Source organism: Nocardia sp. NPDC004278 (assembly GCF_053602975.1).
Window position 1 is genome coordinate 240,412 of the sequence record NZ_JBSGEQ010000005.1, and the last position, 26,291, is coordinate 266,702.

The window sequence follows — 26,291 nt, forward strand, 5'->3', positions numbered from 1 at the left end:
GCGCGCTTCACTTAGGGCTGATCCGAAGGGCGGTTCGCCTAGGGGTGCCGACCGCCCGTCACCCGCGACCGATCCCGGTCGTGGCAGGCGGATCGGCGTCGATGTCGGCAGCGTCCGGATCGGGGTCGCCTCCAGCGACCCGGACGGCGTGCTCGCCACCCCCGTGGAGACGGTGCCGCGCGCGAAGCCGGATAGGCGCGCGTTCGGTCCGGCAAGCGATATTTCCAGAATTGCTGAAATTGTGCGGGAGTATGAGGCCGTCGAGGTTATCGTCGGCCTGCCTCGGACATTGCGTGGGGAAAAGGGCACTGCGGCCGGTTTGGCGATCGCATTCGCGGAGCGTTTGCGCGCAGTCATAGCGCCCGTGCCTATCCGACTTTCCGACGAACGTTTGACTACGGTGTCAGCTGCACGTGCATTGCGGGACAGTGGTGTTCGCGCGCGTGGCCAGCGGCAGGTGATCGATCAGGCGGCGGCCGTGGCGATCCTGCAGGGATGGTTGGACGAACGGAGTGCGGTGTTGAGGTCGGCCGAAGCGGCGTCTGAGTCCGGAGACGGTGCATGACGGATCGATGGGCGCAAGCCGAGGAACGGTTCCGACAGCGCGAGGCTGATCGGCGTTACCGGCGAAACGACCAAGCCTGGGAAGACTACGACGACGACACCAATGTCATCCCGCGTTACACCGACGAGGATCCGGACGAACCGCTCCCGGCCGCGCGTTCGCGTCGCGCGGCGCCGCAGCGTGCCGAGCACTCGGAACCGCGGCGGGGCCGCGCTTCGAGCGCCGAGCGTGCCGAGGACGCGCAGCCCCGGCGCTCGCGCGGCGACGGGTTGGGTGGCGGCCGGGCCGGTGGCGGTTCCGCGCGGTCGGGGTCCGGGCGGCCCCGGACCCAGCGCGGCGGGAGCCGTGCCGAGGAACGCCGTTCGGAGTCCCGCTCGGAGCGTCAGCGCAGCGCGCCGTCGCGTGGCAGGCGTTCGCGGGCGGCCTCACGCAAGGCCGCCGAGCGGAAGAAGCGCCGCCGGTATCTGTGGCTCATCGGCGCGATGTTCGTGGTGCTCTTCGTCGGCGCCGCGGTCTTCGCGGGGCTTAAGCTGGCCAAAATGTTCAGCGCCCCAGAGGATTTCGCGGGTCCGGCGGGACCGCTGGTGGTGGTGCAGGTGCATCCGGGTGACACCTCGAACCAGATCGCGGACGCAATGCTGAAGAAGGGTGTCGTCGCGAGCAGCGAGGCATTCTTCCAAGCGGCTGTGCGCAATACGAATATGAACTCGGTGCAGCCCGGGTACTACGCGATCCCGAGCCACAGTCCGGCCGCGCAGGCGGTGACCGCGCTGCTCGGCAAGGATTCGCGGGTCGGAAATCTGGTCGTCTCCGAGGGCAGGCAGCTGCACGATCAGCAGGATGTGAACACCGGCTCACGCAAGGACGGGATCTACCGCAAGATCGCGGACGCCAGCTGCGTGGGCACGGGCACCAATAAGAAGTGCATCACCTATGACCAGCTCGACGCCGCCGGATCGGGCGCGGATCTGGCCGCCCTCGGCGTGCCGAGCTGGGCCGAACAACGGGTGCGTGATGTGCCCGACCGCAACAGGCAGCTCGAGGGTTTGATCGCCGCGGGCACCTGGGATTTCGATCCGAGCGGGACGCCGGAGCAGATCCTGCAGCAACTGGTGGGTGCGAGCGCGCGCAGCTACGAGTCGACCGGACTGCTGCAGTCGGGCGGCGAAACGAAGCTGAATCCGTATCAGACCCTCATCGCCGCCTCGCTGGTGGAGCGGGAAGCGCTGCCGCAGGATATGGGCAAGGTGGCGCGGGTGATCGTGAACCGGCTCGAGGTCAACCAGCCGCTGCAGTTCGACTCGACGGTGAACTACGCGCTGGACCGCACCGAGGTCGCGACCACCGATACCGACCGCGCCAAGCGGACCCCGTGGAACACCTACGCCATGCCCGGGCTGCCCGCTACGCCGATCTCGGCTCCGTCGCTGAATGCGTTGCGTGCCATGGAGAATCCGGAGTCCGGGACCTGGCTGTACTTCGTGACCATCGACAAGCAGGGGACCACATTGTTCACCGAGAGCTACAGCGAACATCTGCGCAATATCGAAAAAGCCAGGCAGAGTGGGATTCTCGACAGTGGACGGTAAAGGGAGCGGCCAGCGCAAGGCGGCGGTGCTCGGGCAGCCGATCGCACATTCGCGCTCGCCGCAACTGCACCTGGCCGCATACCGTGCGCTGGGTCTCGACTGGACCTATGAGCGCATCGAATGTTCCGCCGAGCAGCTGCCGGGCTTGGTCGACGGACTCGGTCCCGAATGGGTCGGGCTTTCGGTGACCATGCCGGGCAAGGAGGCCGCGCTGGCGTACGCGAGCGAGCGGACCGAGCGGGCCGTGTTGGTCGGGTCGGCGAATACGTTGGTTCGGATCGACGCTGGCTCGAGTGCGGCGGTTTCGGCCGATGCACCGGCCAGCGGCGGCTGGCGTGCTGATTGCACCGATGTGGACGGGGTGCTCGGCGCGTTGCGCAGCGGTGGTGTCGGCGAACTCACCGAGGCCGTGGTGCTCGGTGCGGGCGGCACTGCGCGCCCGGCGCTACTCGCATTGTCCGAACTCGGCGCGAAGGCGGTGACCGTCGTCGCGCGGGATGCCGGAAGGGCGCGCGGGGCAATAGATCTCGCGGAACGTCTCGGCATGACCGCCACCATGATCGCCTTCGACCCCGGCCCGTTGCGCGCGGTATGCGCGGACGCGGGCGCCGTGGTGAGCACGATTCCGGCGGAGGCCGCGGCCATCGTTGCCGAGGCGGTGGCCACCGCACCGGTGGTGCTCGACGCGATCTACAACCCGTGGCCGACCCCGCTGGCCGTCGCGGTCGCGCGGGCGGGGCATACCGTGGTGAGTGGGCTGGAGATGCTGCTGAACCAGGCCTACGGGCAGGTCGAGCAGTTCACCGGTCGCCCGGCACCGCGCGCGGAAATGGCCGCGGCGATAAATCTGTAACCGGTTCTCATTTGGATCCGGTCGACTCGAGGCTATGGTGTTGACCATGAATGGTTGGGTGTTGCGGGCCATAGCACTCGGTGCGCTGGTCGTTTTCCTGCGTGCCGTGCTGGGATTCGCGATGGTGTACTGGCCGACCCAGGGCAGCTGGATGCGGCCGCTGTGCCTGGTCGTGCTGCTCGTGGCAGTCGTGTTCTGGGGCGTGCTGGACGGGCGCAAGGACCGCGAGGTCCATCCGGACCCGGAGCACGGCTCGGATCTGACCATTCTGTGGCTCGAGACGGCGGTCGCCGCTGGTCTCGGCAGTGGCGCGGTCTCCTGGGGGCTGGACTGGCTGCCCAAGTTCGATCTTGGCGATAACGGCCTGCTCTTCGAGCTGACCGCGGGCGCCTCCTTCATCGTGCTGCTGGTCTTCATCCCGGGCCTCGTCGGCGTCGGCATCGGCCGCATGATCGCCGACCGGCGCCTGAACAAGTCGGTGAACCCGCCCGCACCGCAGGTGCCGGAGTCGGCCGCGACCCCCGTATAGCCCGCTCGCGAATTCGACCGAAGGCGACCTTCCTGGCCGATACGGCCAGGAAGGTCGCCTTCGCTCTGTGACTAGAGGAGGATGGCGCCGCTGCTGGGGCTGTCCTCGCGGGCGATCGCCGAGTAGGCGGCGGCCAGCAGGGTGGGGTCGGGACCTTCGAGGCGGCCGGGTTTGGCGAGGCCGTCGAGCACAACGAAGCGCAGAACACCGGAGCGGGTCTTCTTATCGGTTTGCATGGCGTCCATGAGCTGGGGGAGGGCGTCGGCGTCATAACTGGTGGGCAGGCCGACGCTGGCCAGGATGGCGCGATGGCGGTCGGCGGTCGCATCGTCGAGTCGGCCGGCGAGGCGTCCGAGTTCGGCGGCGAAGACCAGACCGACCGAGACGGCCGCGCCATGGCGCCAGCGGTAGCGCTCGCGGCGCTCGATGGCGTGGCCCAGGGTGTGACCGTAGTTGAGGATCTCGCGCAGACTGGCTTCCTTGAGGTCCGCGGCGACGACATCGGCCTTCACCTGGATCGCCCGGCGGATCAGCTCGGGCAGCACATCACCGGTCGGATCGAGGGCCGCCTCTGGATCGCGCTCCACCAACTCAAGGATCACCGGATCGGCGATGAAACCGGCCTTGATGATCTCGGCCATACCCGCGACGATCTCATTGCGCGGCACCGTCTCCAGGGTCGCCAGGTCCACCAGCACGGCCGCCGGTTCGTGGAAGCTGCCGACGAGATTCTTGCCCGCCTCGGTATTGATGCCGGTCTTACCGCCGACGGCCGCGTCGACCATGGCCAGCAGTGTGGTCGGCACATGCACGATCCGCACCCCGCGCATCCAGGTGGCGGCCACGAATCCGGCCAGATCGGTGGCCGCACCGCCGCCGAGGCTCACCACCACATCGTTGCGGGTCAGGCCGATGCGGCCGAGCACCTCCCAGCAGAAGCCCGCGACGGCCAGATCCTTACCCGCTTCGGCGTCCGGGATCTCGACGCGGTGCGCGTCGATCCCCTTGTCGGCCAGCGCCTTCCGGACCACCTCGGCGGTCTCGGCCAGCGGCGGCTGATGGAAGATGGCGACGGTGCGCACGCCAGTGGTCGCGCCAGCGACCGAGTCGACGAGTTCGGCGAGCAGGCCACGGCCGATGATCACCGGATACGGGTCGGCGGTGCGGACTTCGATGCGAGTCGGCTCGGCTGGGCTTTCACTCACGGGTACTCGGCTCCGATTCTGTGCGTGCTGTTTGGTTGAGCGCTCGCGCGCGGGCGCGGCGGGCCCGGGTGCGCCGGGACCGGCTGCCGAGGGTCGGCGTATCGCCGGATCCTTCGGAGCCGGAGGGGCCACTGGAGATTTTGCCGGTGGGCTTGGTCCGGTCGCTCGTCGCGGTGGTGATCTTGGCCCGTTCTGCGGCCGTTGATTCGCCGGCATCGGCCTGTGTGGCTGCCCGGCGGCGGGCGGCGGCCCGGCGGCGGGCCGCACGGCGGGCGCGTGACCTGCTGCTGCCCTGGGGCTTTGCGGCTTGGGTCGATGGGCCCGCGGCACTTTGTGCCGTATCCGGCGCGATGCTGGTCGAATCGGGCTCCGCGTCTTGTGGCAGCACCGATTCCATGCCCAGCTTGGCCATGATCATCCGCACCACCCGGCCCGGACTGCGACCATCGGTACGCACCCGCACCGTGGCGACCTCCCGATACAGCGGCCTGCGCTTGCGCATCAGTTCGCGGTACTTCGCACCCGGATCCGCACCGTTGAGCAGCGGTCGCTGGGTACTCGCGCCGGTGCGCCGAAGTCCTTCGGCCACACTGATTTCCAGATACACCACGGTGCGATTGCGTAGCAGTGCCCTGGTGTCATTGGACAGCACGGCTCCGCCACCGAGCGAAACCACACCACGTTCGGCGAGGATGGCGCGGCGCACCACCCGCTCCTCGATCCTGCGGAATTCGGGCTCGCCGTCCTCGGCGAAGATCTCCGGGATGGTGCGTCCGGTCTCGCGCTCGATTCCGGCATCGGTGTCGTACAGCTCGACACCGAGTTCCCTGGCGAGCTTGCGGCCGATCGTCGATTTCCCCGCCCCCGGCGGTCCGACCAGCACCACGCGCGGTGCGCGCGGATCGGACTGCACGATCATTGCGGCACGTGTGGTCGGGTGCTGACGCGCTTGACGTAGCTGGTGATGTTGTCAGCGGTCTCGACCAGCGAATCGCCGCCGAACTTCTCCAATGCGGCCTGCGCCACGACCAGCGCGACCATCGACTCGGCGACCACACCCGCGGCGGGTACGGCACAGACGTCGGAGCGCTGGTGGATGGCGACGGCCTCCTCACCGGTGGTCATATCGACCGTGGACAGCGCGCGCGGCACCGTTGAGATGGGCTTCATCGCGGCGCGCACGCGTAGCGGTTCGCCATTGGTCATGCCGCCTTCCAGACCGCCCGCGCGGTTGGTCGAGCGCAGCACACCGTCGGGTCCCGGCCGCATCTCATCGTGGGCCTGGCTACCGCGGCGGCGCGCGGTTTCGAAGCCGTCGCCGACCTCGACACCCTTGATCGCCTGAATGCCCATGAGCGCGCCCGCGAGTCGCGAATCGAGCCGGTCCGCACCGCTGATGAAGGAACCGAGTCCGACGGGCAGCCCGTCCACGATCACCTCGACGACGCCGCCCAGGGTGTCGCCGTCCTTCTTGGCGGCCTCGATCTCGGCGATCATCGCGGCCTCGGCGTCCTTGTCGAACGCGCGCACCGGACTCTCATCGATCGCGGCCAGGTCGGCGGCGGTCGGTACGATGCCGGTGGTGTTGGCGGCGGTGCCGATCGAGACGACGTGCGAGACGACCTCCACACCGAAGGCCTGCCGCAGGAAGTTCCTTGCGACGGTGCCCGCCGCGACGCGCGCCGCGGTCTCGCGAGCGCTGGCCCGCTCCAACACATTGCGAGCGTCGTCGAAGTTGTACTTGAGCATGCCGGAGTAGTCGGCGTGGCCGGGCCGGGGCCGGGTCAGCGGCGCATTGCGGGCCAGATCGGCGAGTTCGCTCTCGTCGACCGGGTCCGCGGACATCACCGTCGTCCACTTCGGCCATTCGGAGTTCGCGATCTCGATGGCCACCGGGCCGCCCATGGTGCGTCCGTGGCGCACGCCGCCGACCACGGTGACCTTGTCGGCCTCGAACTTCATCCGGGCGCCGCGCCCGTACCCGAGCCGACGGCGCGCCAACTGTGCGGAGATCTCCTCCGATGTCACCTCGACACCGGCCACCATCCCCTCGAGGATGGTGACGAGAGCGGGACCATGGGATTCTCCGGCAGTTATCCAGCGCAGCACGTCGTCCATCTTCCCATGTCGGCGCGGGTGCTCCGGCACGCGGCCCGACGTGATGACCGGCACGCTCGCGTGCCCTGCGCCATGGGTTCGGCTAGCCATATGCCGCCGCCAGGCTCAGTACCGTCGCCAGGCACATGGCGGGCCCATGGGGCAGCGCCCGCGGACCGGCTCGATTATCGCCGGATCGAATCCGCCATAGGGCCAGCACGGCCAGTCCGAATGCCGCGGTGAGGACCGGGGCCGCAATAGCCGCCCGGACCCACACCTGTGCACCGCCGAGCGCGGCGACCGCACCGAGTCCGACAGCGAGCTTCACATCACCCGCTCCGAGCGCGGCGGGTGCGATCAAGTGCACCAAGAGATGGGGCACCGTGAGCAGGACAGCACCGACTGCCGCTGCTGTGAATTGTGTTGTGAACAGCGCATATCCGAAGATGATCACGGCACCGGACGCGGTGAGCGCATTGGGTAGTCGGCGCTGCCGGAGATCGACTGCGGTGAGGGCCGCGCACCAGGCCACCAGCAGGGCAAAGGCGATGGGAGGCATGGCTTCCAGCCTCGTCCGCCTCGTCCGCCGATGCAGCCCCGATCTTCGGATTGGGGATAACCGATCGATATGTGAACATCGATCGGCTCGCTCGAGCGCAGCTATCGATAGGCCGGCGGAAGTGGAAGCCCCTTCTCCTGGAGCACTTCTCGCATGACATCCGGATAGTCGGTGATGACGCCGTCGACACCGGTATCGATCTGGGCCGCGATGGTGGCCTTATCGTTCACCGTCCAGGGAATCACCCGCAGCCCGAGGCGGTGGGCGTTGTCGACATAGGTCCGGTCGGCGATGAGGGCGAATCCGGGCTCGCCCGCCTTCTTGCCGTAGGGGACCGAATACCCGGGCGAGACGATATCCGCGCCGAGAGCCCGCACCGCGGCGAGCGGGTCGCCGGGGTGATCCTCGTAGCGAACCGGTCCGAGCCAGCGCGAGCCGGGGTGGAAGGTCGTGTCGTCATAAAGCGCGACGAGCGGTATCGACGGCGCGGCCTTGCGCACCAGCGGCAAGGTCCGCCAGTCGAAGCTTTGGATCTCCACGGCATCGGTCTTTCCAGCCTGCGCGACCGCGGCGAGGATGGTGTCGACGAACTCCTGCGGCGCAGCAGACTGTTCGGTCTTATCGGCCTCGATCTTGGTTTCGATATTGAAGCGCAGCCCGTCCGCGCCGTGCGTGCTGACCAGGTCGAACAGCTGGGGCAGCGTGGCGATCCGGTTGCCGGGAACCGCTTGCTGGCGCGGAAAATTCGGCAATGTGTGGCTGCCGCAGTCCAGCGTCTGGGTCTGGGCGTAGGTGAGATCGTGAATCACCTTGCCCACGTAGGGGAATTGCGGGTCACCGGAGAAGGCGGGCGCGGTGTCGGTGCATTTCTCCGCGAGCACCACCGGGTCGTGCCAGATGAGCGGCGTCTTGTCGGCGGTGAGCACGATATCGAGTTCGAGGGTGGTCACGCCGAGCCGCAGCGCCTTGGCGAAGCCTTCGAGCGATTCCTCGATGGTGAGGCCGCGCCCGCCGCGGTGCGCCTGCAGGTCGATCGCGGTGTGGGTGTCGTGCTCGGTGGTCTGCGAGGACGATTCGCAGGACGCGACGATGCCGATCGCGAGCACTGCCGCGATGCCGGAAATCAGGCCGAGTCGCATCCGCATGGTCATCGACATGGGCCCGAACGTAGCAATCGGAGCTGTCGGAGCGGCTTCGGGGACGGGACATTGTGCCGAATACGTCGGGTACGGCACGCGTTATGCCGATGTTTTATGCGGAGTCACGGCGTGTCGGCGGTAGTTTTGACACATGTCTGCTGATCCCGCGGGCCGTAGGCCCGACTACGCGGCGCGTCGTGGTGCGCTGCGGAGTCTGCTGGTGGAAAACGAGGTCGATGCGCTGTTGGTCACCGATCTGGTGAACATCAGGTACCTGACCGGTTTCACCGGGTCCAATGCCACCCTGGTGGTGACCTCGTGGGATATGCGTAATGCCGAGGAGCGCACGGTGATCGGGACGGACGGGCGCTACCTGAGCCAGGTCGCCGAGCAGGTGCCGGACCTGCGCGCCGAAATCGCCAGGGCCACCGCCCGGCGCATCGTGGAGCTCGCGGGGGAGTGGCAACTCGGCCGGGTCGGCTTTGAGAGTCACGTCGTCACGGTCGACCAGCATCGGGGATTCATCGCGCAGAAGACCGGTTTGGAGTTCGTCGCCACGCCGGGGCTGGTCGAACAGTTGCGCATGGTCAAGGACGCTTACGAGATCGAGCAACTGCGCGCCGCCTGCGCAGCGGGTGACGCCGGGTTGGCGACCCTGCTGGAACGCGGTGGCCTGCGGCCCGGCCGCACCGAACGTCAGGTCGCAAGGGATCTGGAGTGGGCGATGTTCGAACACGGCGCCGACGCGGTCGCCTTCGAGACCATCGTGGCGACCGGTGCGAATTCCGCCATTCCGCATCACCGGCCTACCGACGCGGTCCTCGCCACCGGTGACTTCGTCAAGATCGACTTCGGCGCCGTGGTCGGCGGCTACCACTCCGATATGACCCGAACCTTCGTGCTCGGTACCGCCTCCGACTGGCATCGCGAGGTGTACGCGCTGGTCGAGGCGGCGCAACGGGCCGGGCGCGAAGCGCTGAAGCCCGGCGCCCAGGTCAACGACGTGGATGCGGCGGCACGCGCGGTGATCGAGGAAGCCGGGCACGGGAAGCTGTTCGTGCACGGTCTCGGGCATGGTGTCGGACTGCAGATCCACGAAGCGCCGGGAATCGCCAAAACCGGAACCGGTACACTTCTGTCTGGCGTGGCGGTGACCGTCGAACCAGGTGTGTACTTCCCCGGCCGCGGCGGCGTCCGGATCGAGGACACGCTCGTGGTGCGCGAGGGGGGCCCGGATCTGCTCACCAACACCAGCAAAGACCTGACCGTCGTCGACTGACGCCGGTTGCCCGAACATTCATGAACTAGGAGATCCGAGAACAGTGGCGGACACCAGCGACTTCAAGAACGGCCTCGTGCTGAAGATCGACGGTCAGCTCCAGCAGATCGTCGAATTCCAGCACGTCAAGCCGGGTAAGGGCCCTGCATTCGTGCGGACCAAGCTGAAGAACGTGCTGTCCGGCAAGGTCGTCGACAAGACCTTCAACGCGGGCGTCAAGGTGGAGACCGCCACGGTCGACCGTCGCGATATGACCTACCTGTACCACGACGGCACGGATTACGTCTTCATGGACGGCGAGACCTTCGACCAGATCTCCATCGCCGAGGAGACCATCGGCCCCAGCGCCCGCTTCCTGCTGGAGAACATGGTCGCGCAGGTCGCCACCCATGAGGGCGCGCCGCTCTACGTCGAACTTCCGGTCACCGTCGAGCTCGAGGTGCAGCACACCGATATCGGCCTGCAGGGCGACCGCTCCACCGGCGGCACCAAGCCCGCCACCCTGGAGACCGGCGCCGAGGTGCAGGTCCCGCTGTTCATCAACACCGGTGACAAGCTGCGCATCGACTCGCGCGACGGCAGCTACCTCGGCCGAGTCAACGCCTGATCGCCGCTCCGGGCAAACAGGGATAATGACTGCTGTGGCGGAACAGCCCGTAGACAAGAAGTCCACGTTCAAGAAGCTCGGCGCGCGCCACAAGGCCCGCCGCCGGGCGGTCGACCTGCTCTTCGAAGCGGAGGCGCGCGACGTGGACGCGGCCGACCTGCTCAGCGAGCGGGTCGAACTGGCCACCCAGGATCAGGCGGTCGCCCCGGTACACGCCTACACCCGGACCCTGGTCGAGGGCGTCGCCGACGATCTGGATCGGGTGGACGGCACCATCGAGTCCTACCTCAAGGATTGGGAGCTGTCCCGGCTGCCCGCCGTCGACCGGGCCATTCTGCGCATCGCGGTGTGGGAGTTGTTCCACGCCAACGATGTTCCGCCGGTGGTCGCCGTCGACGAGGCAGTCGAGTTGGCCAAGGAGCTGTCCACCGACGATTCGCCCGGATTCGTCAATGGTGTGCTCGGCCAGGTCGTGCTGGTGGCCCCGCAGGTGCGCGCCGCCGCCGCTGCGACCAGGGCGCCGCGTCCGGAGCCGCAGGCGTGACCAATAAGTACCTGGTCATGGCGATGCGCAAACCATCTTTCGACCCGGCCGCCATCGAACCGCACCGGCAGTTTTTGAACGAGCTGTTGGAGCGTGGGCAGTTGGTGGAGAGCGGACGGTTCACCGACGGCACCGGCGGTGCCTACGTGATCCGCGCCGAAAGTCTGGAAGCCGCCCGCGAGATCGCGTTCACCGACCCGGTGCACACCACCGGGTCGTCGGAACTCACCGTGTACGAGTGGGAGATCGCCATCTCCGCTTGATCGTCACGCGCGCAGCCGCGCACCGAAATGGTGTGCGGCTGTTGGCATTTCAGGCTATGCATGGGCTGCGCCCACCCGCGCTCCCACTGGTGGGTGTACTGGTCCAGTGGGAGCGAACCGCGAGTCATCGACGCTGACCGGCTCGCGGATTCGGGTGTGCCGGGCTCGGCGGCGCGCTTCGACGTGCGCCGCATTCGGCGAACCTGGGCACGGATCGATCTTGGTTCCTCAACTGCACTCGAGGTCAAGGAGCCGTGGTGTGGCCTGGGTCACTCGGCAACGGTGAGCACGATCTTCCCTGTGGTTCGGCCCTGTTCGATCAGTCGGTGTGCCTCGGCCACCTGTTCGAGCGGCAGCACCGTTTCGACGTGTGGGCGCAGTTGTTTCTTTTCGACCAGATCGGTCAGTGATTCGAGGTCCGCGCGGTCGGGTTCCACCAGGAAGGTGCTGGCGCGCACGCCGAGTTCGGCCGCGCGCTCGTACATTCCGGGTGTCCATGCCGCCTGTCCGTTGACGAGAATGCCACCGGGACGCAAGGTTTCGAGCATGCGCAGCGCCGGATCGCCGCCGTACATCTGGATCACGATATCGACATCGCGGACCGTGGCGGCGATATCGGTCGTCGTGTAGTCGATGGTCTCGTCGGCGCCGAGTTCGGCGAGGAAGTCGTGCTTGGCCGAGCGCGCGGTGCCGATCACATGGGCCCCGAACGACTTTGCGATCTGCACGGCGAGGTGGCCGACCCCGCCTGCCGCGGCGGATATCAGAACGCGCTGTCCGGGAGCGACTTTCGCGATGTCGACGAGCATCTGCCAGGCCGTGAGCGCGGCCAATGGCAGTGCCGCCGCCTCGGTGAAACTCGAACCCGTTGGCATGCGGGCGAATTGGTGCGACGGTGCGGTCACATACTCCGCGTAGGCGCCCGCCGCGCGCGGAAACCACGGCATGCCGTACACCCGGTCGCCGGGCCGGAACCGGGTCACGCCGTAGCCGACCTCCTCGACGATTCCGGCGACATCCCAGCCGTTGACGAAGGGCAGCGTCCGTACATCGGCGTACGCCCGCCCTTCCCTGCTGAAGCAGTCGACCGGATTCACCCCCGCCGCAATGACTTTCACCAGCACTTCGGTGTACAGGGGTCTTGGCCGCGCGATATCCACGAGTCGCATGGTTTCGGGCCCACCCCAGTGCTCCTGCTGAATAGCGCGCATGATCTGTCCTCTCATCTGAACAAAGTGGACGCTCGTCCCAAGTTTTCGAGCGGCCGATGTGTCCGCAGATCTGCCGATTCTGTGCCAAATCTGCACTGCAATCCGCCTCTCCGATAGTGGTGAATGCTGCCGATTGGCGGCGCTTGCTTGTGGCTGCGGTGAACTATGTGGACAGTCGTACTATTACTTGTGTCGGCAGTTGTCTGTCAACACCCGACGAATGACAGGATGATCGAGATAATTCGGTGCAAAACAATGAGGACAACCGTCCGTCGACTATGCTCGACCTCGGACGAAAGCAGGTACCGATGACCGTCGAGACCAAGGTCGACAAGCGTTTGGAGCGCGGTGAGCGATCCCGCCGCGTCATCCTCGACCGCGCCATGGATATTGCCTCGGTGGAGGGCCTGGAAAGCCTGTCCGTGCGGCGCCTGGCAACCGAACTCGACCTCAGCAAGAGCGGCGTCTTCGCGCACTTCGGCTCGAAGGAGGAACTCCAGCTCGCCACCGTCCGCGCGGCCGTCGAGGTCTTCGTCGCACATGTGGTGAAGCCCGCGCGACGCGCACCCGCTGGTATCCGCCGCGTCCGTGCGCTGGCCGAGTCCTGGCTGGACTATGCCGCCAAGCCGTACTTCAGCGGTGGCTGCTTCTTCCTGTCCGCCGTCGCGGAATTCGATGCCCGTCCGGGCCGGGTGCACGACGCCGTGGCCGCATCGCGGCGAGACTGGTTGCGGCTCTATGAAACCACCGTCGCCGAGGCCGTCGACCTCGGTGAGATCGCCGCCGATAACGAGCCCGCCGACCTCGCCTTCGAACTCGACGCCATCGCACGCACCGCGGCCCAGGACGCGCTGCTGTTCGGCGAATCGACCCCCTACGACCGAGCCCGCCGACTCCTCACCGCGCGACTGGACGCCGTGTCGACGCACCGGTCCGCCAGCGGGACTTGACGGTTCGCTCGCTGTGTCGACACTGGTGCACCTATCCTGGGTGGAAACCCCAGGGGAGGCCGAAACCTATGGCACGGGTGCTGATCTGGCTGCGGAACAATATCGACGGTCTCGTCGCCTTGGTTCTGGCGGTCATCTTCGGTGTGATCTCGCTGATCGATATCGGATTCTTCGATGCGGATCTGATCAACGCCGTCATCCTGCTGGTGCTCGGTCTGCTGGCCACCACGCTGCTGCGTGATCGGCACCTGTCGGCCAAGGCAATTCGGGATTCGAATTCGGTGCAGCTGCTGTACGGTCCGGAGATCGGGCACGCGCATACCCTCGCGCGGCGCGGTACCGAACAGTGGCTGTTCAAAGGCGGCACCGGAACCTATCTGCGGGCCGTCACACTGCGCGAATGCGTCGAAAACGCCCGCCGCGAACAGCGTCCGCTGCGGATTCAGGTCGAGGTCCTCGATCCGACCAATGAGCAGCTGTGCAAGACCTATGCGCAATTCCGCTCGTCGCTGGTCCCGGAGGCCGACCGCACCGGCGAACTGTGGACCACCGAACGCACTCGCAAGGAGTCCTTCGCGACGGTGCTCGCCGCCTGCTGGTACCGGCAGCGCTTCACCTTCCTGACCATCGATGTCGGTCTGTCGACGGTGATGACGACCTTCCGCTGGGACCTGTCATCGAGTTGCGTCATTGTCACCCAGGACAATCCGAACACCCCGGCCCTGATGTTCGAACGGGACAAGCCCTACTACCGGGACTTCAACCGCGAACTGGTGGCCAGTTTCAAGCAGGCCAGGCAGGTGCCGCTCAGCCGCAGCGAGGAGCTGCCGCTGGCCGATGAGCCGTCCGTCGATCAGACCCGCGGGCTGTTCGATGCGCTCGGTCTCGCACTGCCGGCCTCCTACACCGATCGCGATGTCGCCGATATTGTGCGCCGCGCGCTACAGCCGAGGAATCCGTACTGAATGAACGACTACGAGCGTCTCCTAACGCTGATCGGCTCCGACGCGGCGGGGCGCATCGCGTCGAGCGAGCGGCGCGCGGTCGCAAACGGCACCGTGCGCCGCTGGACCCACGACCTGATGACCGGTGTGCTGGGCGGTCGCGTCGAGGTCGGCCCGGTCCGACATCCGTTGGGGTTCCTGTGCTTTCCGGTCTGGCGTGGCGGCGGTCGCGGCGTCTGCGTGCACGTCTGGACCGCGGGGCTGCGCGCCGAGCCGACGACTTCGCCGATGCACGCGCACAGTTGGGATCTGCTGAGCGCGGTGCTGTACGGCCGGGTCGGCAACCAGATTCTCGACGTAACAGGCGCTACGGATCGGCCGACGCACCGGATATTCGAAATCCACAGTGCCGCCGATGGTGACGTGGTGCGCGCGACCGCGCAACTGGTCACCTGTCGTACCCGATCGACCGAGCACTTCCACTCGGGCGAGGTATACACGTTGCCGCACGGGGTATTTCACGTCTCCGACGTACCGGGCGAGGCGGCCACCGTCGTGCTCGGCGAGGCTCGACCCGGCCGACCGGACCGATCGCTCGGTGGCCTCGCCACCGCCGACCACTGGGTGCACCGAACCGCGTGCACCACAACCGAAATCCGGCAGGCCGCCGAGACCGTGCTGGATCATCTGAGTACCCTGCCGGAGCAGCTGGAGGACCGATGCGAGCGAGCGACGTGATGAATCTGGCTGTCCCCCAGGTGAATCGGGCCGATGCGGTCCGGGTCGGAGCATTGCGCGAAAAGCCGCCGGAGGCGATCCTCGCGCTCGCGCGGTCGGTCGCGGTCGAGGCGGCGGTCGAGGCGGGTCGGGCGATTCGTGCGGGTCTGGCCGGATCGCTGACCGTGCGGGTCAAGGATGCGGCCGGTGATCTGGTCACTGATCTGGATGTACGCGCCGAACATCTCATTGTCGGCCATATCCGTCGGGCCTTTCCCGATCACCGCATCCTGGCCGAGGAGTCGGGTCTCGATGGGGTGGACGATGTCTGGTGCTGGGTCGTCGATCCGCTGGACGGCACCAATAACATCGCCATCGGCCTGCCGGTCTGCACTGTTGGTATCGCCCTGTGCCACAACGGAATCCCGGTGCTCGGCGTAATTCACGAGCCGGTCTCGGACCGCACCTGGTCGGCCGTGCGCGGCGGCGGCGCGATCGGGCCCGGCGGCCCGGTGCGCCGCCCGGCACATCGGGCCAGCGCATCCGCGCCGACCCTGGCCTGGTTGCAGGGGTATCCGGTGGGTCGCGCCGATGCGGCCGCACGTGCCCTGCGTCTTTCCCTGGAATCCGGCTCGCGCCGCCTGATCCAACTCTGGTCGCCGCTGTTGTGCTGGGTCATGCTCGCGCGCGGCGATATCGACGGCTTCGTCGGCTATCGCGCCGGTTTCGTCGATCTCCCGGCCGGAACCTTGCTTGCCCGCGAATCCGGCCTGCACCTTACCGATTTCGACGGCGCACCGCTCGATGATTGCCTCGATCTGCCCATCGGTGAGGTGAACTTCATTGCCGCGAGCGGCGAAATGCTCCCGGAGCTGACGCTACTGGTCAAGTCGGCAGCCGACGTCATCGTCACCGGTCTGCCGGGCTGAGGTGAAGTGCGCCTATCCAGTCACGAGTAGTGCCGCGACCGCTCCTGCCGTCGCGACCACTGCCAGCCCGAGGCCGGTGAGCACGAACCGCAGCATCGGCACCCGCACCCCGTGCTTCCGGCAGAACTCCAGACACAGCAGTGTGGCCAGCGACGCCCACGGCGTCACAATCGGCCCGATATTCGTGCCGATCAACAAGCCGAGTAACTGGTCCCCACGATTTTCGGGAATGACTGCCTCACCGGCCGTATAGGCCGGAAGATTATTGGCGACATTGGATAGTCCGGCCCCGGCCCCGGCCGCGCGGAAGGCCCCGACAGTGCCGGAGTCGTCACCGATGAGCGCGCGCATCGCATCGGCGAGACCGAATCGGCTCAGCGTCGGCACCAGCAGGAACAGTCCGACCACGAAAACCAGGAGTTGCCAGGGGATCAGCGACCAGCGCAACGAGGATCGGTCCAGGATCGCGAAGGCCGCCACCGCGATGGCGGCGGCGAGGGTGGCAGCGATACCGATCCGGTCACCCACGAACGGTATGGCCAGGATGAAAAGCAGACATGCGCCCGCCGTCGTATAGAGCAGCGTGCGCTCACTGGCGTTCTCCGGGCGGATCGGCTCCGGCGGTACGTATCGGTCGGTCTCGCGTCGACCGCGCCGCCAATACCAGATCCATAGGCACACCATCGTCGCGATGATCGATACCAACTGCGGCGCCCACATTCGCGCCGCGAAATCGGTGGCGCGCAACGCGACTCGATCGGCGGCGAGGAGATTGGTGAGATTGGAGACCGGCAGCAGCAGACTCGCCGTATTGGCCAGCCAGAGCGTGGTCATTGCCAAGGGCAGCGGCGGAATGCGGGCCGGTGTGGCCAGCGCGAGCATAACCGGGGTGAGCAGGACGGCAGTGGTATCGAGATTGAGCAGGGTGGTGGTCGCCGCTGCGAAGAGCACACAGAGCAGGAACAGCGCCGGATAGTAGCCCCGGCCCAGAATGGCCAGCCGGTGGGCGATCACATCGAAGACCTTCGCCTGTCGGGTGAGCTCTGCGAGAATAATCACACTGCACAGGAACAGCAGCAGTGGCCCGATCCGGCGCATATTGTCGGCGGCCTCGGCCCGCGGCAGCAACCCGGTTGCCACACACAGCAGCCCGGCCGCGAACAATCCGAGCCGGACCCGATCCAGCGTGCTCAGCCCCCATCTGGGCGCCGGTGCGGACGTCAGGGCACTCGACGGCGGGTTCTCCGCAGTGGAATCGACCTGTTCGGACACACGCCCCATCATGCAGCATATCGGCTGGGGCACTTCTCTATTCGCCTCACTTCGCATTGATCTTCTTCCGTTTGGTGTGGCGACCCCTCGGGGCATACTGATGCTGTGACTTCGGGCGGGCGGCGGGACTTCTTCATCAGCTATTCACCGGCCGACGAGCGTTGGGCCACCTGGTTGGCCTGGCAGTTGGAGAGCGCTGGCTACACCACCCTCATCCAGGCCTGGGATTTTGTACCGGGCACGAACTTCATCGATTTTATGGATCGCGGCGTGCGCGAATCGGCGGTGGTGCTGGTCGTGCTGTCGGAGAACTATCTCGGTTCGTACTACGGAACCATGGAATGGCAGGCGGCCTACCGAACCGATCCGGGCAAGCTGATGCCGGTGCGCATCGCCGAATGCGCGCTGGAGGGCCTGCTCGCCACCATCACCTATCTCGATCTGGTACGGGTGCCCAGCGCCGATGAGGCGCGCCGAATCCTGCTGGAGCGGGTCGGACATCTACTCGCGGGGCGGGCCAAGCCGCCGTCGGAACCGGGCTTTCCGCATGATGGCCCTGGCCATGGGCCGGACCGGTTCGCCGCCGAAACCCTTTCGGACACTGTTGAATCCGTGCTGCGCCGCCGCACGCCGGTGTCGGCTCCGGCCTTTCCCGGTGCCGCGCAGCGCGACGAGCAGCGCACCGGCATATCGGTGCTGCATGTGGCGGGACCACGATTCGGTCGCGGCCTGCTCGGTCCGGACGAGCCGAGCACCGCGGCCGAATTGCAGGCGCGCATCCACGCAAATGTCACCCATCTGGTGAATCAGGGGGTGACCAAGCCGGATCTGATCGTGGTCTCGGGCGATATGACCGAATCCGGCCGTCCGCGCGAGGTCGACGAGGCGCTGACCTTTCTGAGCGGACTGCGCACGCTACTCGGTCTCGGTCCGGATCGGCTGATCGTGGTGCCCGGCAATCACGATGTATCCAAACCCGCCTGCCACGCGTACTTCCTGGGCTGCGAGGCCCGCGATCGCAAGCCGCAGCCGCCGTACTTCCCGAAGCTGGAGCAGTACGCGCGGATGTTCGCCGCGCTGTATCAGGGGCTGGATCACCTCGTCTTCGATGTCGGACAGCCGTGGACGCTGTTCCCGATTCCCGAATTGCGTGTCGTGGTGGCCGGATTGAATTCCACCATGGCCGCAACCCATCTGCCCGAGGACGATTACGGCCGGATCGGGGAACCCCAGGCGGCGTGGTTTGCCGAGCGGCTGCGCCCGTTCGAGGAGAACGGATGGCTGCGCCTGGGCGTCATCCGGCACGATCCGCTGCCCGGTGCTGGTACGCCCGTGCATGATCCGGATCTGCTGCGCGACGCCGACACCCTGTCGCGGCTGCTCGGCAGCCGGTTGAATCTGCTGGTGCACGGCCCGGGACCCGGTGGGCCGCATCTGGATCGGCTCGACGGCACACTACCCGTGCTGCCCGCCGCCGCGCCGGGCCGCGATGAGATCATCCAGCTCACCGCCGCGGGACTGGCCCGGTTCTCCGGACGGGGTGATACGACCGGGCAACTCGAGCTGGACTGGTTGAAGACCACGGCTGCGCTGCCAACGGCCAAACAACCCGAACTCCTCGGTCCGGACGAGCCCGAACTCCCCGAACCGCCCGCCGAGGCACCGGCGGTCGACCCGCACGGGCGGCTGCTCGAGCGCGTCGCCGAGGTATGCGAAACCCGTTATCCCGGTGCGAAAATCCGCCGCGTCGAGGTGGAGCCGCCGCATCTGCTCATTACCAGGGAGTACGACGAGGTCATCGCCCAGTGGCGCATCGGTGTGCACGTCGGCGATATGACGCGGCAGGTGGTGGAGGACTTCCTCGGCCACGATCCGGAATACGGTTCCGAACTCGTCTATCGCGGTGCGGCGCCGCCGCGTTCACTGCGTGAGGAGGCCGCCAGCCACGGTCTGCGGGTGCGTAGCTTCACCGAATTCCAGGGCCTGCTCGATCTGGACGACTATCTCACCCATCAGGCCGCGCGGTTGCGTAGCGATCGCACCTATCCGCCGGATCTGTATGTGCCGCAACGCTTCCGGATCCTGGAACACGGTGACCAACTGATCCGTGACGATCTGGTCGGTGAACTGATGAAGGTGGTCGCCGCCGACCACGGCAGATTCATCCTGGTACTCGGCGATTTCGGCCGCGGCAAAACCTTCGCGCTGCGCGAATTGGCCCGGCGCATCACCGAAACCATGCCCGCGCTGATCCCGATCCTCATCGATCTGCGTGCACTGGACAAAACGCATTCGGTGGACGGTCTGGTCGCCGCACATCTGGCCAACCACGGTGAGGATCGGATCGATCTCAAGGCGCTGCACTACATGCTGCGCGAGGGCCGCGTGGTGCTGCTGTTCGACGGTTTCGACGAACTCGTCACCCGGATCAGCTACGACTTCGCCGCCGACCATCTGGAGACCCTGCTGCAAGCCGCGGTCGGCAAGGCGAAGATCATTGTGGCGAGCCGGACCCAGCACTTCGAATCCCGCGCCCAGGTGCTCACCGCGCTCGGCGAAAGGGTCGGGCTGCTCCAGGATCGACGCATCGTCAGCATCGAGGACTTCGCCCCCGCGCAGATCCACGCCTTCCTGACCAACCGCTACGGCGGCGATGTGCGCCGCGCGGATGCCCGAATGGGGTTGATCACCGGTATCGAAGATCTGCTCGGACTCGCACAGAATCCGAGAATGCTCGGCTTCATCGCCGATCTGGACGAACGGCGGCTGCGCGCGGCCGCGGGCGCCAAGCAGGCGGTGGGTCCGGCCGGGCTGTACCGGGAGATCCTGGAATCCTGGCTGACCTATGAGGCCGACCGGACCGCGGGCGTCGCCGGCGCACTGCCCGGGCTGCGCCTGCACGAATTGTGGCTGGGGGTGACCGCATTCGCACTGCGCATCTGGGAGACCGCCGAACCGTATCTGCGGCTATCCGAATTGACCGAGGTGGCGGCGGGTTTGGCCGAACTGACCGGGTCGACGCGCCTGTCGGTGCAGCAGTCGGCGCATGCCATCGGCTCCGGCAGTCTGCTGGTTCGCACCGAGGACAACCTGTTCGGCTTCATCCATTCCTCGGTAATGGAATGGTTGGTGGCCAACCACATTGCCGAACAGTTCGAGGTCGGAACCGCAGCGCCCGTACAGCTCGCCCAAGCGCCGCTATCGCAACTTTCGATCGACTTCCTCTGCGATCTCGCCGACAACCGGGCATTGCGCGCGTGGGCCGAAGGTGTGCTTGCGGACCAGGCGGTCGATGATGTCTCGCGCACCAATGCCATTCGGGCGACAACCAGGCTGCGCACCGCACCGACCGCGGACCTGCGCGGTGCGAGCCTGGTAGGGGAAGATCTGTCTTACCGGGATCTGCGCGATGTCGATCTCACCGGAGCCGACCTCACCGGCGCCCGGTTGGTCGGCACCAGCCTGGACCGCGCCGTATTGCACGGTACGCGACTGGTCGGCGCCCGGCTCGACGAGGCCAGCCTGGTCGGCGCGGATCTCGGCGAGGCCGATCTGACCCGTGCGCGACTGGTGCACACCGATCTGACCGGGTCGCGGGCGAGCGGCAGCCGGTGGACCCGCGCCGCCCTGATCGATGTCACCGGCACCCCCAGTGGCACCGATCTGCGCGGCGCGGCCTGGGTGCCCGGGGCTGCGGCACAGACCGAATTCGCCCCGGCCGCAATCGGAGTCCGGCACGGCTTCCACGCCAGACACGGCAGACTGCCGCAGCCGGTCGCCTACAATCCGGACGGCGGCACCCTCGCCATCGGCAGCGATGACGGCGGCGTGCTCATCTGCGATAGCGAGACCGGTAGACCGCTGCGCACGCTGCAGACACATCGGGCCAGAGCCTTCGCGGTGGCCTTCACCGAGACGGTGCTGATCACGGGGTCAGGTGACGGCACCGTCGCCATCTGGGATGCCGCCACCGGTGAACTGCGCCGAATTCTGCAGGGGCACAAGAACTGGCCATGGCCCGTGGTACTCAGCCCCGCCGGTGATCTGCTGGCCACCGGCGACGCCGAAGGGGTGCTTCGCCTCTGGACACTGCCCAGCGGCGAACTCCGCCACGAATGCCGCCCCGCCGCGAGTGACCAAGAACTGATCTACAGCCTGGCGATTCACGGACCATCGGTCGCGGCCGCCTACCGAGACGGGACCGTACGGCTGTGGGATATCGAAACCGGTAGGGAAAGCGGCCAATTCAGCGGTGCCTCCGGCTCGGTGTTCCGGGTCGCGTTCAACCCGACCGGTGAGCTCCTCGCGGTCGGCGGCGTCGACGGCGCCCTGGCGCTCTGGGATCCGCTGAGCTGCCGCAAGATTCGCGATCTGCCCGGTCACACCGGACGGGTATACACCGTGACCTTCCATCCGAATCTGCCGATCCTGGCGAGCGGGGATACCGATGGCGGACTGCGGCTGTGGGATGCCAACACCGGTGTCGAACGACAGGCGCTGACCGACCACAATGCGGCCATCTACTGGCTGGCCTTCGATCCGTCCGGCGAACTGTTGGCCTCGGGCGACAGCGCTGGGCTGGTGTGCCTGCGCGTCAGCGCGAGCGGGGAACTGCGGCACCGGCTCACCGCACACACCGGCTCGATCTGGCCGTTCGCCTTCCGCCCGGACGGCGCCCAACTGGCCATTACCGATGACCAATTCACCACCCGACTCTGGGATCCGGTCACCGGCACCTGCAAACACACCCTGACCGGTCACGGCCGCCAGGTCCGCACCGTCACCTTCAACACCGACGGCACACTGCTCGCCGGAGTCGGCAACGACGGTGTGGTGCGGCTCTGGGACCCGGTGACCGGTCGGCTGGTCCGCAGGCTGATCGGTAGCGAGGATCGCCTGCTCACCTTCGAATCGGCGGTATTCAGCGCGGTGCGGCCGCAGCAGCTCGGCATGGTCGGCAACGACGGACGGCTCAGCCTGTTCAATCTCGATACCGACCTGTACGAGCGGCACATCACTGTCGAATCCGCGCCGATCTGGGCGATTGCCTTCGACCCCACCGGCGACTTCGTGGCCACCGCCAACGACGACGATACGGTGATCATCTGGGTGCGCACCACCGGTGCGCTGCACGCCGTCTGCGCCGAACATCGCGGGCGGGTGCGCTCGATCGCATTCAGTGCCGACGGCACGCTGATGGCCACCGGCTGTGACGATTCCGTCGTGCGGCTGTGGGATGTGCGCTCCGGCCGGTTCCTGCGGGCGCTGCGCGGACACCGGGACCGGGTGTATGCGGTCGCCTTCCACGACGGTCGGGTGGCCAGCGTCTCGTGGGACACCACGGCCCGCATCTGGGATGTCGAATCCGGCGACGCGCTGCACACCCTGACCCGGCACACCGGCCGACTGTGGACCGCCGTGGTCGACCCGCACACCGGCACCTTGGCCACCGGCGGCGACGATCTGGTCGTCCGACTGTGGGATATGGCATCCGGACGTCATCTGCATACGCTCGAAGGACATAAGCGTCGGGTCTGGTCGCTGAGCTTCGACCCGTCCGGCCGGGTATTGGCCAGTGGTGGCGATGACGGGAACATTATCGTGTGGTCGCGTCCGCAGGATGATGTCGGCGTCGTGCCGTCGATCCGGGCGATTCTGCTCGGTCTGGCCGAAGGATGGGCGGCGCTCGCGCCGGATGGTCGCTACAAGTTCGAAGGCAATACCGCCGGACAGTTCTGGCATGTCATCGGTATGTCGCGCTTCGAATCCGGGGAACTCGACCCCTATCTGCCGGAGGTCGGGCAGATCGCGGCCGACGCGCCCTTCTGAGGCTGGACCTGCCGCCTTCCCGGGTGAGGATTCGGTCTGGGGTGGCGGTCGTACCGAGTCTTTGAGAGACAGATAGGGTTTCTCTTGCAATGTTTCGGTCGGTGAGAGGGTTGGAGATGGCCGAGATGGGAGACGCGGGGTCAGCAGTTGTCGAGCTGGCGGAACTGCTCGGTGGTCGGTGCACCGCGGAGCATGCGTGGGAGCTGTTCGATCGTTTGCCCGCGGCCAGGGTCGCAGAGGTCACGCTCGGGCGCTGGCGGGGCGAGGAACTCGATACCGGACATCCGTTCGCCGGAGTGCTCGTCGCCTCGGGCTGGTACGGCAAACAGTTCGACGATCCGGATTCGGTGCATCCGCTGCTGTTCACTGACGCATCGGGAAATATCTTCGCCGTCGATCCGCGCCGGGTCCCCCTCGGCCTGGCCGGCAAGGTGCCGGTCGCGGGTGTCGAGGCGGTACGGAAGTTATTGCCGGTGATCGGTCCGGCAATCCGAACACGCAGGCCCGCAGCGCGTTTGCGCGATATCGAGTACCGCGGTGTGGTGAGTGCCGCGATGGTCTACGACCACCTGCCGATCATCGACCACTTCCGGCGCGTAGCTGCGGATACGCTGCTCGGGGTCATGGACATGCGGGGGATGGGCGAACCTTACTTCTTCATCCTGCGCCGCTGACCAGCTGTTATCGGCGGGTTTCGATTGGCGCGGTGACGATTTCCGGACCTTCGCTCGACCACGCGGCCTACCATGGAGCTGAGCCAAGGGAACCGATACATCCGCGCCCGCGGAATGTCCGTCCGGCGCGCGCAAGCACGGAGGGAGGCCCCGCGTGGCCGAGCGCACGACGTGTCTGGTGGTCGGTGGCGGTCCAGCCGGAATGGTGCTCGGACTCCTACTGGCCCGCGCCGGTATCGACGTGACCGTCCTGGAGAAGCACAAGGACTTCCTGCGCGACTTCCGCGGCGACACCGTACATCCCACAACCCTGGACCTGCTGGATGAACTCGGGCTGGCGGAGGAATTCGCGAAACTCCCTGCGCGCAAACTGAATACGATCCAACTGCCGATCCGCGGTTCGGTGCAGGCCGTGTTCAGCCTCGACCACCTGCCCGGCAAATACAAATACATCGCGATGGTGCCGCAGTGGGATCTGCTCGACCTGTTGGCGCGGGTGGCCGATAGCGAACCGACCTTCCTGCTGCGCATGAATACCGAGGCGACAGGAGTGATTCGGGAGGGTCATCGGATCGCCGGGGTCGCCTACCGGACCCGCGACGGTGGCACCGGTGAGATCCGGGCCGATCTCACAGTGGCCTGCGATGGCCGCGACTCGGTGCTGCGCGCCGCGGCCGGGCTCCGGTCGCACCGCTGGCCGACGCCGATGGATGTGTGGTGGTTCCGCCTGCCACGCACCGATATCGACCCGGCCGGATTGCTCGCGCTGCTCAGCGCCGAACGCGCCGTGGTCATGCTGGACCGCGGCGACTACTGGCAGGTCGCCACCCTCATCGCCAAGGGCAGTGATGCGGTGGCCCGCCGCGGTCCCGTCGCCGATATCGTGCGCAGCATGGCCGACACCGCGCCGTGGCTGCGCGATCGGGTTGATGCGCTGCGGGACTGGGACGATGTGAAACTGCTCGAAGTGAAGTTGGATCGCCTGGACAAGTGGTACACCGACGGCCTGCTCTGTATCGGCGACGCCGCCCACGCGATGTCCCCGGCGGGGGGCGTGGGTATCAACCTCGCTGTCCAGGACGCCGTCGCCACCGCGAGAATCCTGGCCGCGCCATTGGTTTCGGGCACGGTGACAACCCATGACCTGGCCAAGGTGCAGCGCCGCCGCAGCATCCCGACATCCATTACCCAGGGCATGCAACGATTTCTGCACGCCTTCGCGATTCGCCCCGCGCTATCCGGCCGAATCGATACCGCCAATGCCGCCAGGGCCCCCTTAGCGGTGCGGGTACTGCGTCGAATCCCCGTGCTGCGGACCGTCCCCCCGTTCCTGATCGCCCGGGGCGTACTGCCCGAGCATGCACCCGCCTTCGCTCGGCGGCCCTGACGGCCCGCGTCAGCGGCATCGATTGGATGCACGCAGTGCAGCGATGCATGCGGTGAATTCCGCGGAATCATGGGAAACGTACAAGGCCACAGGCGATTTCACGCATCTGTCCCTACGATCGGTGCCCGCGAACCCGCCGGAATCAGGGCTGCAGGATGATCTTGCCGATGGGGGAGCGCTCCTCGATGAGCTGGTGTGCCTTGGCCGCCTGGTCGAGTGGTAGCACCGAATCGACACGGGGAGTGAGGGTTCCGGTGGCGGCTCGGTTCAGGACCGCGGGGCGGGCTCGCGCTACTTCGGCGAGCCAGTTCGGCCCGGCGCAACCGGTCAGGGTGAGGCCGCGGGTGATCAGATCCATGGCCGAGACCTGGGCGGGAGTGCCGGAAAGCCAACCGTAGCTGAGCATTCGGCCACGCAGCGGGGTCATGGTATCGAGCAGGGCGAGGGCGCTGGCGCCGCCGATCGAATCGAAGACGACGTCCAGCGTTGTGCTGTCGAGGATTTCGGCCAGTCGGGTAGGCCAGTCCGCAGCGTTGTGGTCGATGACCTCATCGGCCCCCAATTCCTTGGCCCGTGCGCACTTTTCGGGACCACCCGCGGTTGCGATGACGCGTGCCGCGCCGCGCTCCTTGGCGAGCTGGGTGAGTGCGCTACCGACTCCCGTTGCGGCGGCTTCGATCAGCACGGTTTCGGTGCCGGTGAGTGCCGCAGTCTCGAGTAGTGGCAGCGCCACCGAACCGTTCATGAGGACCGCGACCGCATCGGCCGATGCCAAGCCGTCGGGGATCGGGGTAGCGGAAGACGCTGGCGCGGAGACGAATTCGGCGTAGGAGCCGAAGCCGACGGTATCCACCGCAACGCGTCGGCCGATCAATGCCGCATCGACTCCGGCTCCGGCCTCGATGACCACACCGGCGGCCTGGAAGCCGAAGACCACCGGTGGGTCGACCGGCATCGGGAACTCACCCGAGCGCAGTTTGGTCTCCGGGAACAGCACCGGTATCGCCTCGGTGCGGATCACCAGCTCGCCCGGGCCGGGATGCGGTGCCGGGACGTCCTGGGCGACCAGGACCTCGGGTCCGCCTACGCCCGTCATTACGATTGCCTGCATCGATAACTCCATAACTTGACTGTCGGTCCAGATGTCTC

Annotated in this window: 22 protein-coding genes and 1 pseudogene; 15 read left to right on the forward strand and 8 right to left on the reverse strand. The window is 67.0% G+C overall.

What is annotated here, in order from left to right:
- Positions 1-40: 40 nt before the first annotated feature.
- The 4 genes and pseudogenes from ruvX to ACWEO2_RS10320 form a co-directional block, all read left to right on the forward strand.
- Positions 41-565 (forward strand): annotated as a pseudogene (ruvX, locus tag ACWEO2_RS10305) (Holliday junction resolvase RuvX); the annotation flags it as partial.
- Entirely contained in the window at positions 562-2,154 is a 1,593-nt protein-coding gene (locus ACWEO2_RS10310; RefSeq protein WP_452405018.1) for an endolytic transglycosylase MltG, read from the forward strand. The pseudogene ruvX and the gene ACWEO2_RS10310, both read left to right, overlap by 4 nt.
- Complete coding sequence (locus ACWEO2_RS10315; protein WP_452405019.1) at positions 2,144-3,007, forward strand: shikimate dehydrogenase; 864 nt, start codon at positions 2,144-2,146, stop codon at positions 3,005-3,007. The genes ACWEO2_RS10310 and ACWEO2_RS10315 overlap by 11 nt, the downstream gene beginning before the upstream one ends.
- Before the next feature lie 46 nt (positions 3,008-3,053).
- A complete protein-coding gene (locus tag ACWEO2_RS10320; RefSeq protein ID WP_452405020.1) occupies positions 3,054-3,536 on the forward strand; it encodes a B-4DMT family transporter in 483 nt (160 codons plus the stop codon).
- Positions 3,537-3,607: 71 nt separating this feature from the next.
- On the opposite strand, the gene aroB is transcribed toward ACWEO2_RS10320, so the two are convergent.
- The 5 genes from aroB to ACWEO2_RS10345 all read right to left on the reverse strand — a co-directional run bounded on the left by aroB (position 3,608) and on the right by ACWEO2_RS10345 (position 8,521).
- A complete protein-coding gene (gene aroB / locus ACWEO2_RS10325) occupies positions 3,608-4,741 on the reverse strand; it encodes a 3-dehydroquinate synthase (RefSeq protein ID WP_354950812.1) in 1,134 nt (377 codons plus the stop codon).
- The gene (locus ACWEO2_RS10330; protein ID WP_452405021.1) at positions 4,734-5,660 is read right to left on the reverse strand and encodes a shikimate kinase; all 927 of its coding nucleotides are present in this window, start codon (positions 5,658-5,660) and stop codon (positions 4,734-4,736) included. Before ACWEO2_RS10330 ends, aroB begins: the two co-directional genes overlap by 8 nt.
- A complete protein-coding gene (gene aroC, locus ACWEO2_RS10335) occupies positions 5,657-6,850 on the reverse strand; it encodes a chorismate synthase (RefSeq protein WP_452405136.1) in 1,194 nt (397 codons plus the stop codon). Before aroC ends, ACWEO2_RS10330 begins: the two co-directional genes overlap by 4 nt.
- Before the next feature lie 91 nt (positions 6,851-6,941).
- A complete protein-coding gene (locus ACWEO2_RS10340; RefSeq protein ID WP_452405022.1) occupies positions 6,942-7,397 on the reverse strand; it encodes a prepilin peptidase in 456 nt (151 codons plus the stop codon).
- Positions 7,398-7,498: 101 nt separating this feature from the next.
- Positions 7,499-8,521: a glycerophosphodiester phosphodiesterase gene (locus ACWEO2_RS10345; RefSeq protein WP_452405137.1), complete on the reverse strand. Its 1,023-nt coding sequence runs from the start codon at positions 8,519-8,521 to the stop codon at positions 7,499-7,501.
- A 166-nt stretch (positions 8,522-8,687) separates the two neighbouring features.
- Between ACWEO2_RS10345 and ACWEO2_RS10350 the strand changes: the two genes are divergently transcribed.
- The 4 genes from ACWEO2_RS10350 to ACWEO2_RS10365 are packed head-to-tail and all read left to right on the forward strand — an operon-like array spanning position 8,688 to position 11,229.
- Complete coding sequence (locus ACWEO2_RS10350; protein ID WP_452405023.1) at positions 8,688-9,815, forward strand: M24 family metallopeptidase; 1,128 nt, start codon at positions 8,688-8,690, stop codon at positions 9,813-9,815.
- A gap of 43 nt (positions 9,816-9,858) precedes the next feature.
- On the forward strand, positions 9,859-10,422 hold the full coding sequence (gene efp / locus ACWEO2_RS10355; protein ID WP_452405024.1) for an elongation factor P: 564 nt from the start codon (positions 9,859-9,861) through the stop codon (positions 10,420-10,422).
- A gap of 34 nt (positions 10,423-10,456) precedes the next feature.
- Complete coding sequence (nusB, locus tag ACWEO2_RS10360; RefSeq protein WP_355178152.1) at positions 10,457-10,966, forward strand: transcription antitermination factor NusB; 510 nt, start codon at positions 10,457-10,459, stop codon at positions 10,964-10,966.
- Entirely contained in the window at positions 10,963-11,229 is a 267-nt protein-coding gene (locus ACWEO2_RS10365; protein WP_452405025.1) for a YciI family protein, read from the forward strand. The genes nusB and ACWEO2_RS10365 overlap by 4 nt, the downstream gene beginning before the upstream one ends.
- Positions 11,230-11,498: 269 nt before the next feature.
- On the opposite strand, the gene ACWEO2_RS10370 is transcribed toward ACWEO2_RS10365, so the two are convergent.
- Entirely contained in the window at positions 11,499-12,440 is a 942-nt protein-coding gene (locus ACWEO2_RS10370; RefSeq protein WP_452405026.1) for an NADP-dependent oxidoreductase, read from the reverse strand.
- A gap of 308 nt (positions 12,441-12,748) precedes the next feature.
- Between ACWEO2_RS10370 and ACWEO2_RS10375 the strand changes: the two genes are divergently transcribed.
- From ACWEO2_RS10375 to ACWEO2_RS10390, 4 genes are all read left to right on the forward strand, one after another.
- Complete coding sequence (locus tag ACWEO2_RS10375) at positions 12,749-13,390, forward strand: TetR/AcrR family transcriptional regulator (RefSeq protein ID WP_452405027.1); 642 nt, start codon at positions 12,749-12,751, stop codon at positions 13,388-13,390.
- 68 nt (positions 13,391-13,458) lie between these two features.
- Positions 13,459-14,355, forward strand: a complete 897-nt coding sequence (locus tag ACWEO2_RS10380) for a hypothetical protein (RefSeq protein ID WP_355178144.1) — start codon at positions 13,459-13,461, stop codon at positions 14,353-14,355.
- Complete coding sequence (locus ACWEO2_RS10385; RefSeq protein WP_452405028.1) at positions 14,356-15,072, forward strand: hypothetical protein; 717 nt, start codon at positions 14,356-14,358, stop codon at positions 15,070-15,072.
- Positions 15,054-15,980: an inositol monophosphatase family protein gene (locus ACWEO2_RS10390; protein ID WP_452405029.1), complete on the forward strand. Its 927-nt coding sequence runs from the start codon at positions 15,054-15,056 to the stop codon at positions 15,978-15,980. The genes ACWEO2_RS10385 and ACWEO2_RS10390 overlap by 19 nt, the downstream gene beginning before the upstream one ends.
- Positions 15,981-15,992: 12 nt before the next feature.
- Here ACWEO2_RS10390 and ACWEO2_RS10395 read toward each other — a convergent pair whose 3' ends face one another.
- Entirely contained in the window at positions 15,993-17,261 is a 1,269-nt protein-coding gene (locus tag ACWEO2_RS10395; RefSeq protein ID WP_452405138.1) for an SLC13 family permease, read from the reverse strand.
- A 96-nt stretch (positions 17,262-17,357) separates the two neighbouring features.
- Between ACWEO2_RS10395 and ACWEO2_RS10400 the strand changes: the two genes are divergently transcribed.
- The 3 genes from ACWEO2_RS10400 (at position 17,358) to ACWEO2_RS10410 (ending at position 25,142) form a co-directional block, all read left to right on the forward strand.
- Positions 17,358-23,081 (forward strand): WD40 domain-containing protein, encoded by a 5,724-nt coding sequence (locus tag ACWEO2_RS10400; protein ID WP_452405030.1) that lies wholly within the window; start codon positions 17,358-17,360, stop codon positions 23,079-23,081.
- A 125-nt stretch (positions 23,082-23,206) separates the two neighbouring features.
- A complete protein-coding gene (locus ACWEO2_RS10405) occupies positions 23,207-23,755 on the forward strand; it encodes a DUF4334 domain-containing protein (protein WP_452405139.1) in 549 nt (182 codons plus the stop codon).
- A 154-nt stretch (positions 23,756-23,909) separates the two neighbouring features.
- Positions 23,910-25,142, forward strand: a complete 1,233-nt coding sequence (locus tag ACWEO2_RS10410; protein ID WP_452405031.1) for an FAD-dependent oxidoreductase — start codon at positions 23,910-23,912, stop codon at positions 25,140-25,142.
- 142 nt (positions 25,143-25,284) lie between these two features.
- Here ACWEO2_RS10410 and ACWEO2_RS10415 read toward each other — a convergent pair whose 3' ends face one another.
- Positions 25,285-26,253, reverse strand: coding sequence for a quinone oxidoreductase family protein (locus ACWEO2_RS10415; protein WP_452405032.1), 969 nt, complete (start codon positions 26,251-26,253; stop codon positions 25,285-25,287).
- Positions 26,254-26,291: the final 38 nt, after the last annotated feature.

Excerpts from the sequence above, each read along its gene's own strand:
- ACWEO2_RS10390 (WP_452405029.1), top strand. The coding sequence starts at position 15,054 with ATGCGAGCGAGCGACGTGATGAATCTGGCTGTCCCCCAGGTGAATCGG.
- ACWEO2_RS10310 (WP_452405018.1), top strand. The coding sequence starts at position 562 with ATGACGGATCGATGGGCGCAAGCCGAGGAACGGTTCCGACAGCGCGAG.
- ACWEO2_RS10330 (WP_452405021.1), bottom strand. The coding sequence starts at position 5,660 with ATGATCGTGCAGTCCGATCCGCGCGCACCGCGCGTGGTGCTGGTCGGA.
- ACWEO2_RS10350 (WP_452405023.1), top strand. The coding sequence starts at position 8,688 with ATGTCTGCTGATCCCGCGGGCCGTAGGCCCGACTACGCGGCGCGTCGT.
- ACWEO2_RS10395 (WP_452405138.1), bottom strand. The coding sequence starts at position 17,261 with ATGGGGCGTGTGTCCGAACAGGTCGATTCCACTGCGGAGAACCCGCCG.
- ACWEO2_RS10320 (WP_452405020.1), top strand. The coding sequence starts at position 3,054 with ATGAATGGTTGGGTGTTGCGGGCCATAGCACTCGGTGCGCTGGTCGTT.
- ACWEO2_RS10385 (WP_452405028.1), top strand. The coding sequence starts at position 14,356 with ATGAACGACTACGAGCGTCTCCTAACGCTGATCGGCTCCGACGCGGCG.
- ACWEO2_RS10415 (WP_452405032.1), bottom strand. The coding sequence starts at position 26,253 with ATGCAGGCAATCGTAATGACGGGCGTAGGCGGACCCGAGGTCCTGGTC.
- ACWEO2_RS10340 (WP_452405022.1), bottom strand. The coding sequence starts at position 7,397 with ATGCCTCCCATCGCCTTTGCCCTGCTGGTGGCCTGGTGCGCGGCCCTC.
- ACWEO2_RS10405 (WP_452405139.1), top strand. The coding sequence starts at position 23,207 with ATGGGAGACGCGGGGTCAGCAGTTGTCGAGCTGGCGGAACTGCTCGGT.
- ACWEO2_RS10380 (WP_355178144.1), top strand. The coding sequence starts at position 13,459 with ATGGCACGGGTGCTGATCTGGCTGCGGAACAATATCGACGGTCTCGTC.
- ACWEO2_RS10375 (WP_452405027.1), top strand. The coding sequence starts at position 12,749 with ATGACCGTCGAGACCAAGGTCGACAAGCGTTTGGAGCGCGGTGAGCGA.
- ACWEO2_RS10370 (WP_452405026.1), bottom strand. The coding sequence starts at position 12,440 with ATGCGCGCTATTCAGCAGGAGCACTGGGGTGGGCCCGAAACCATGCGA.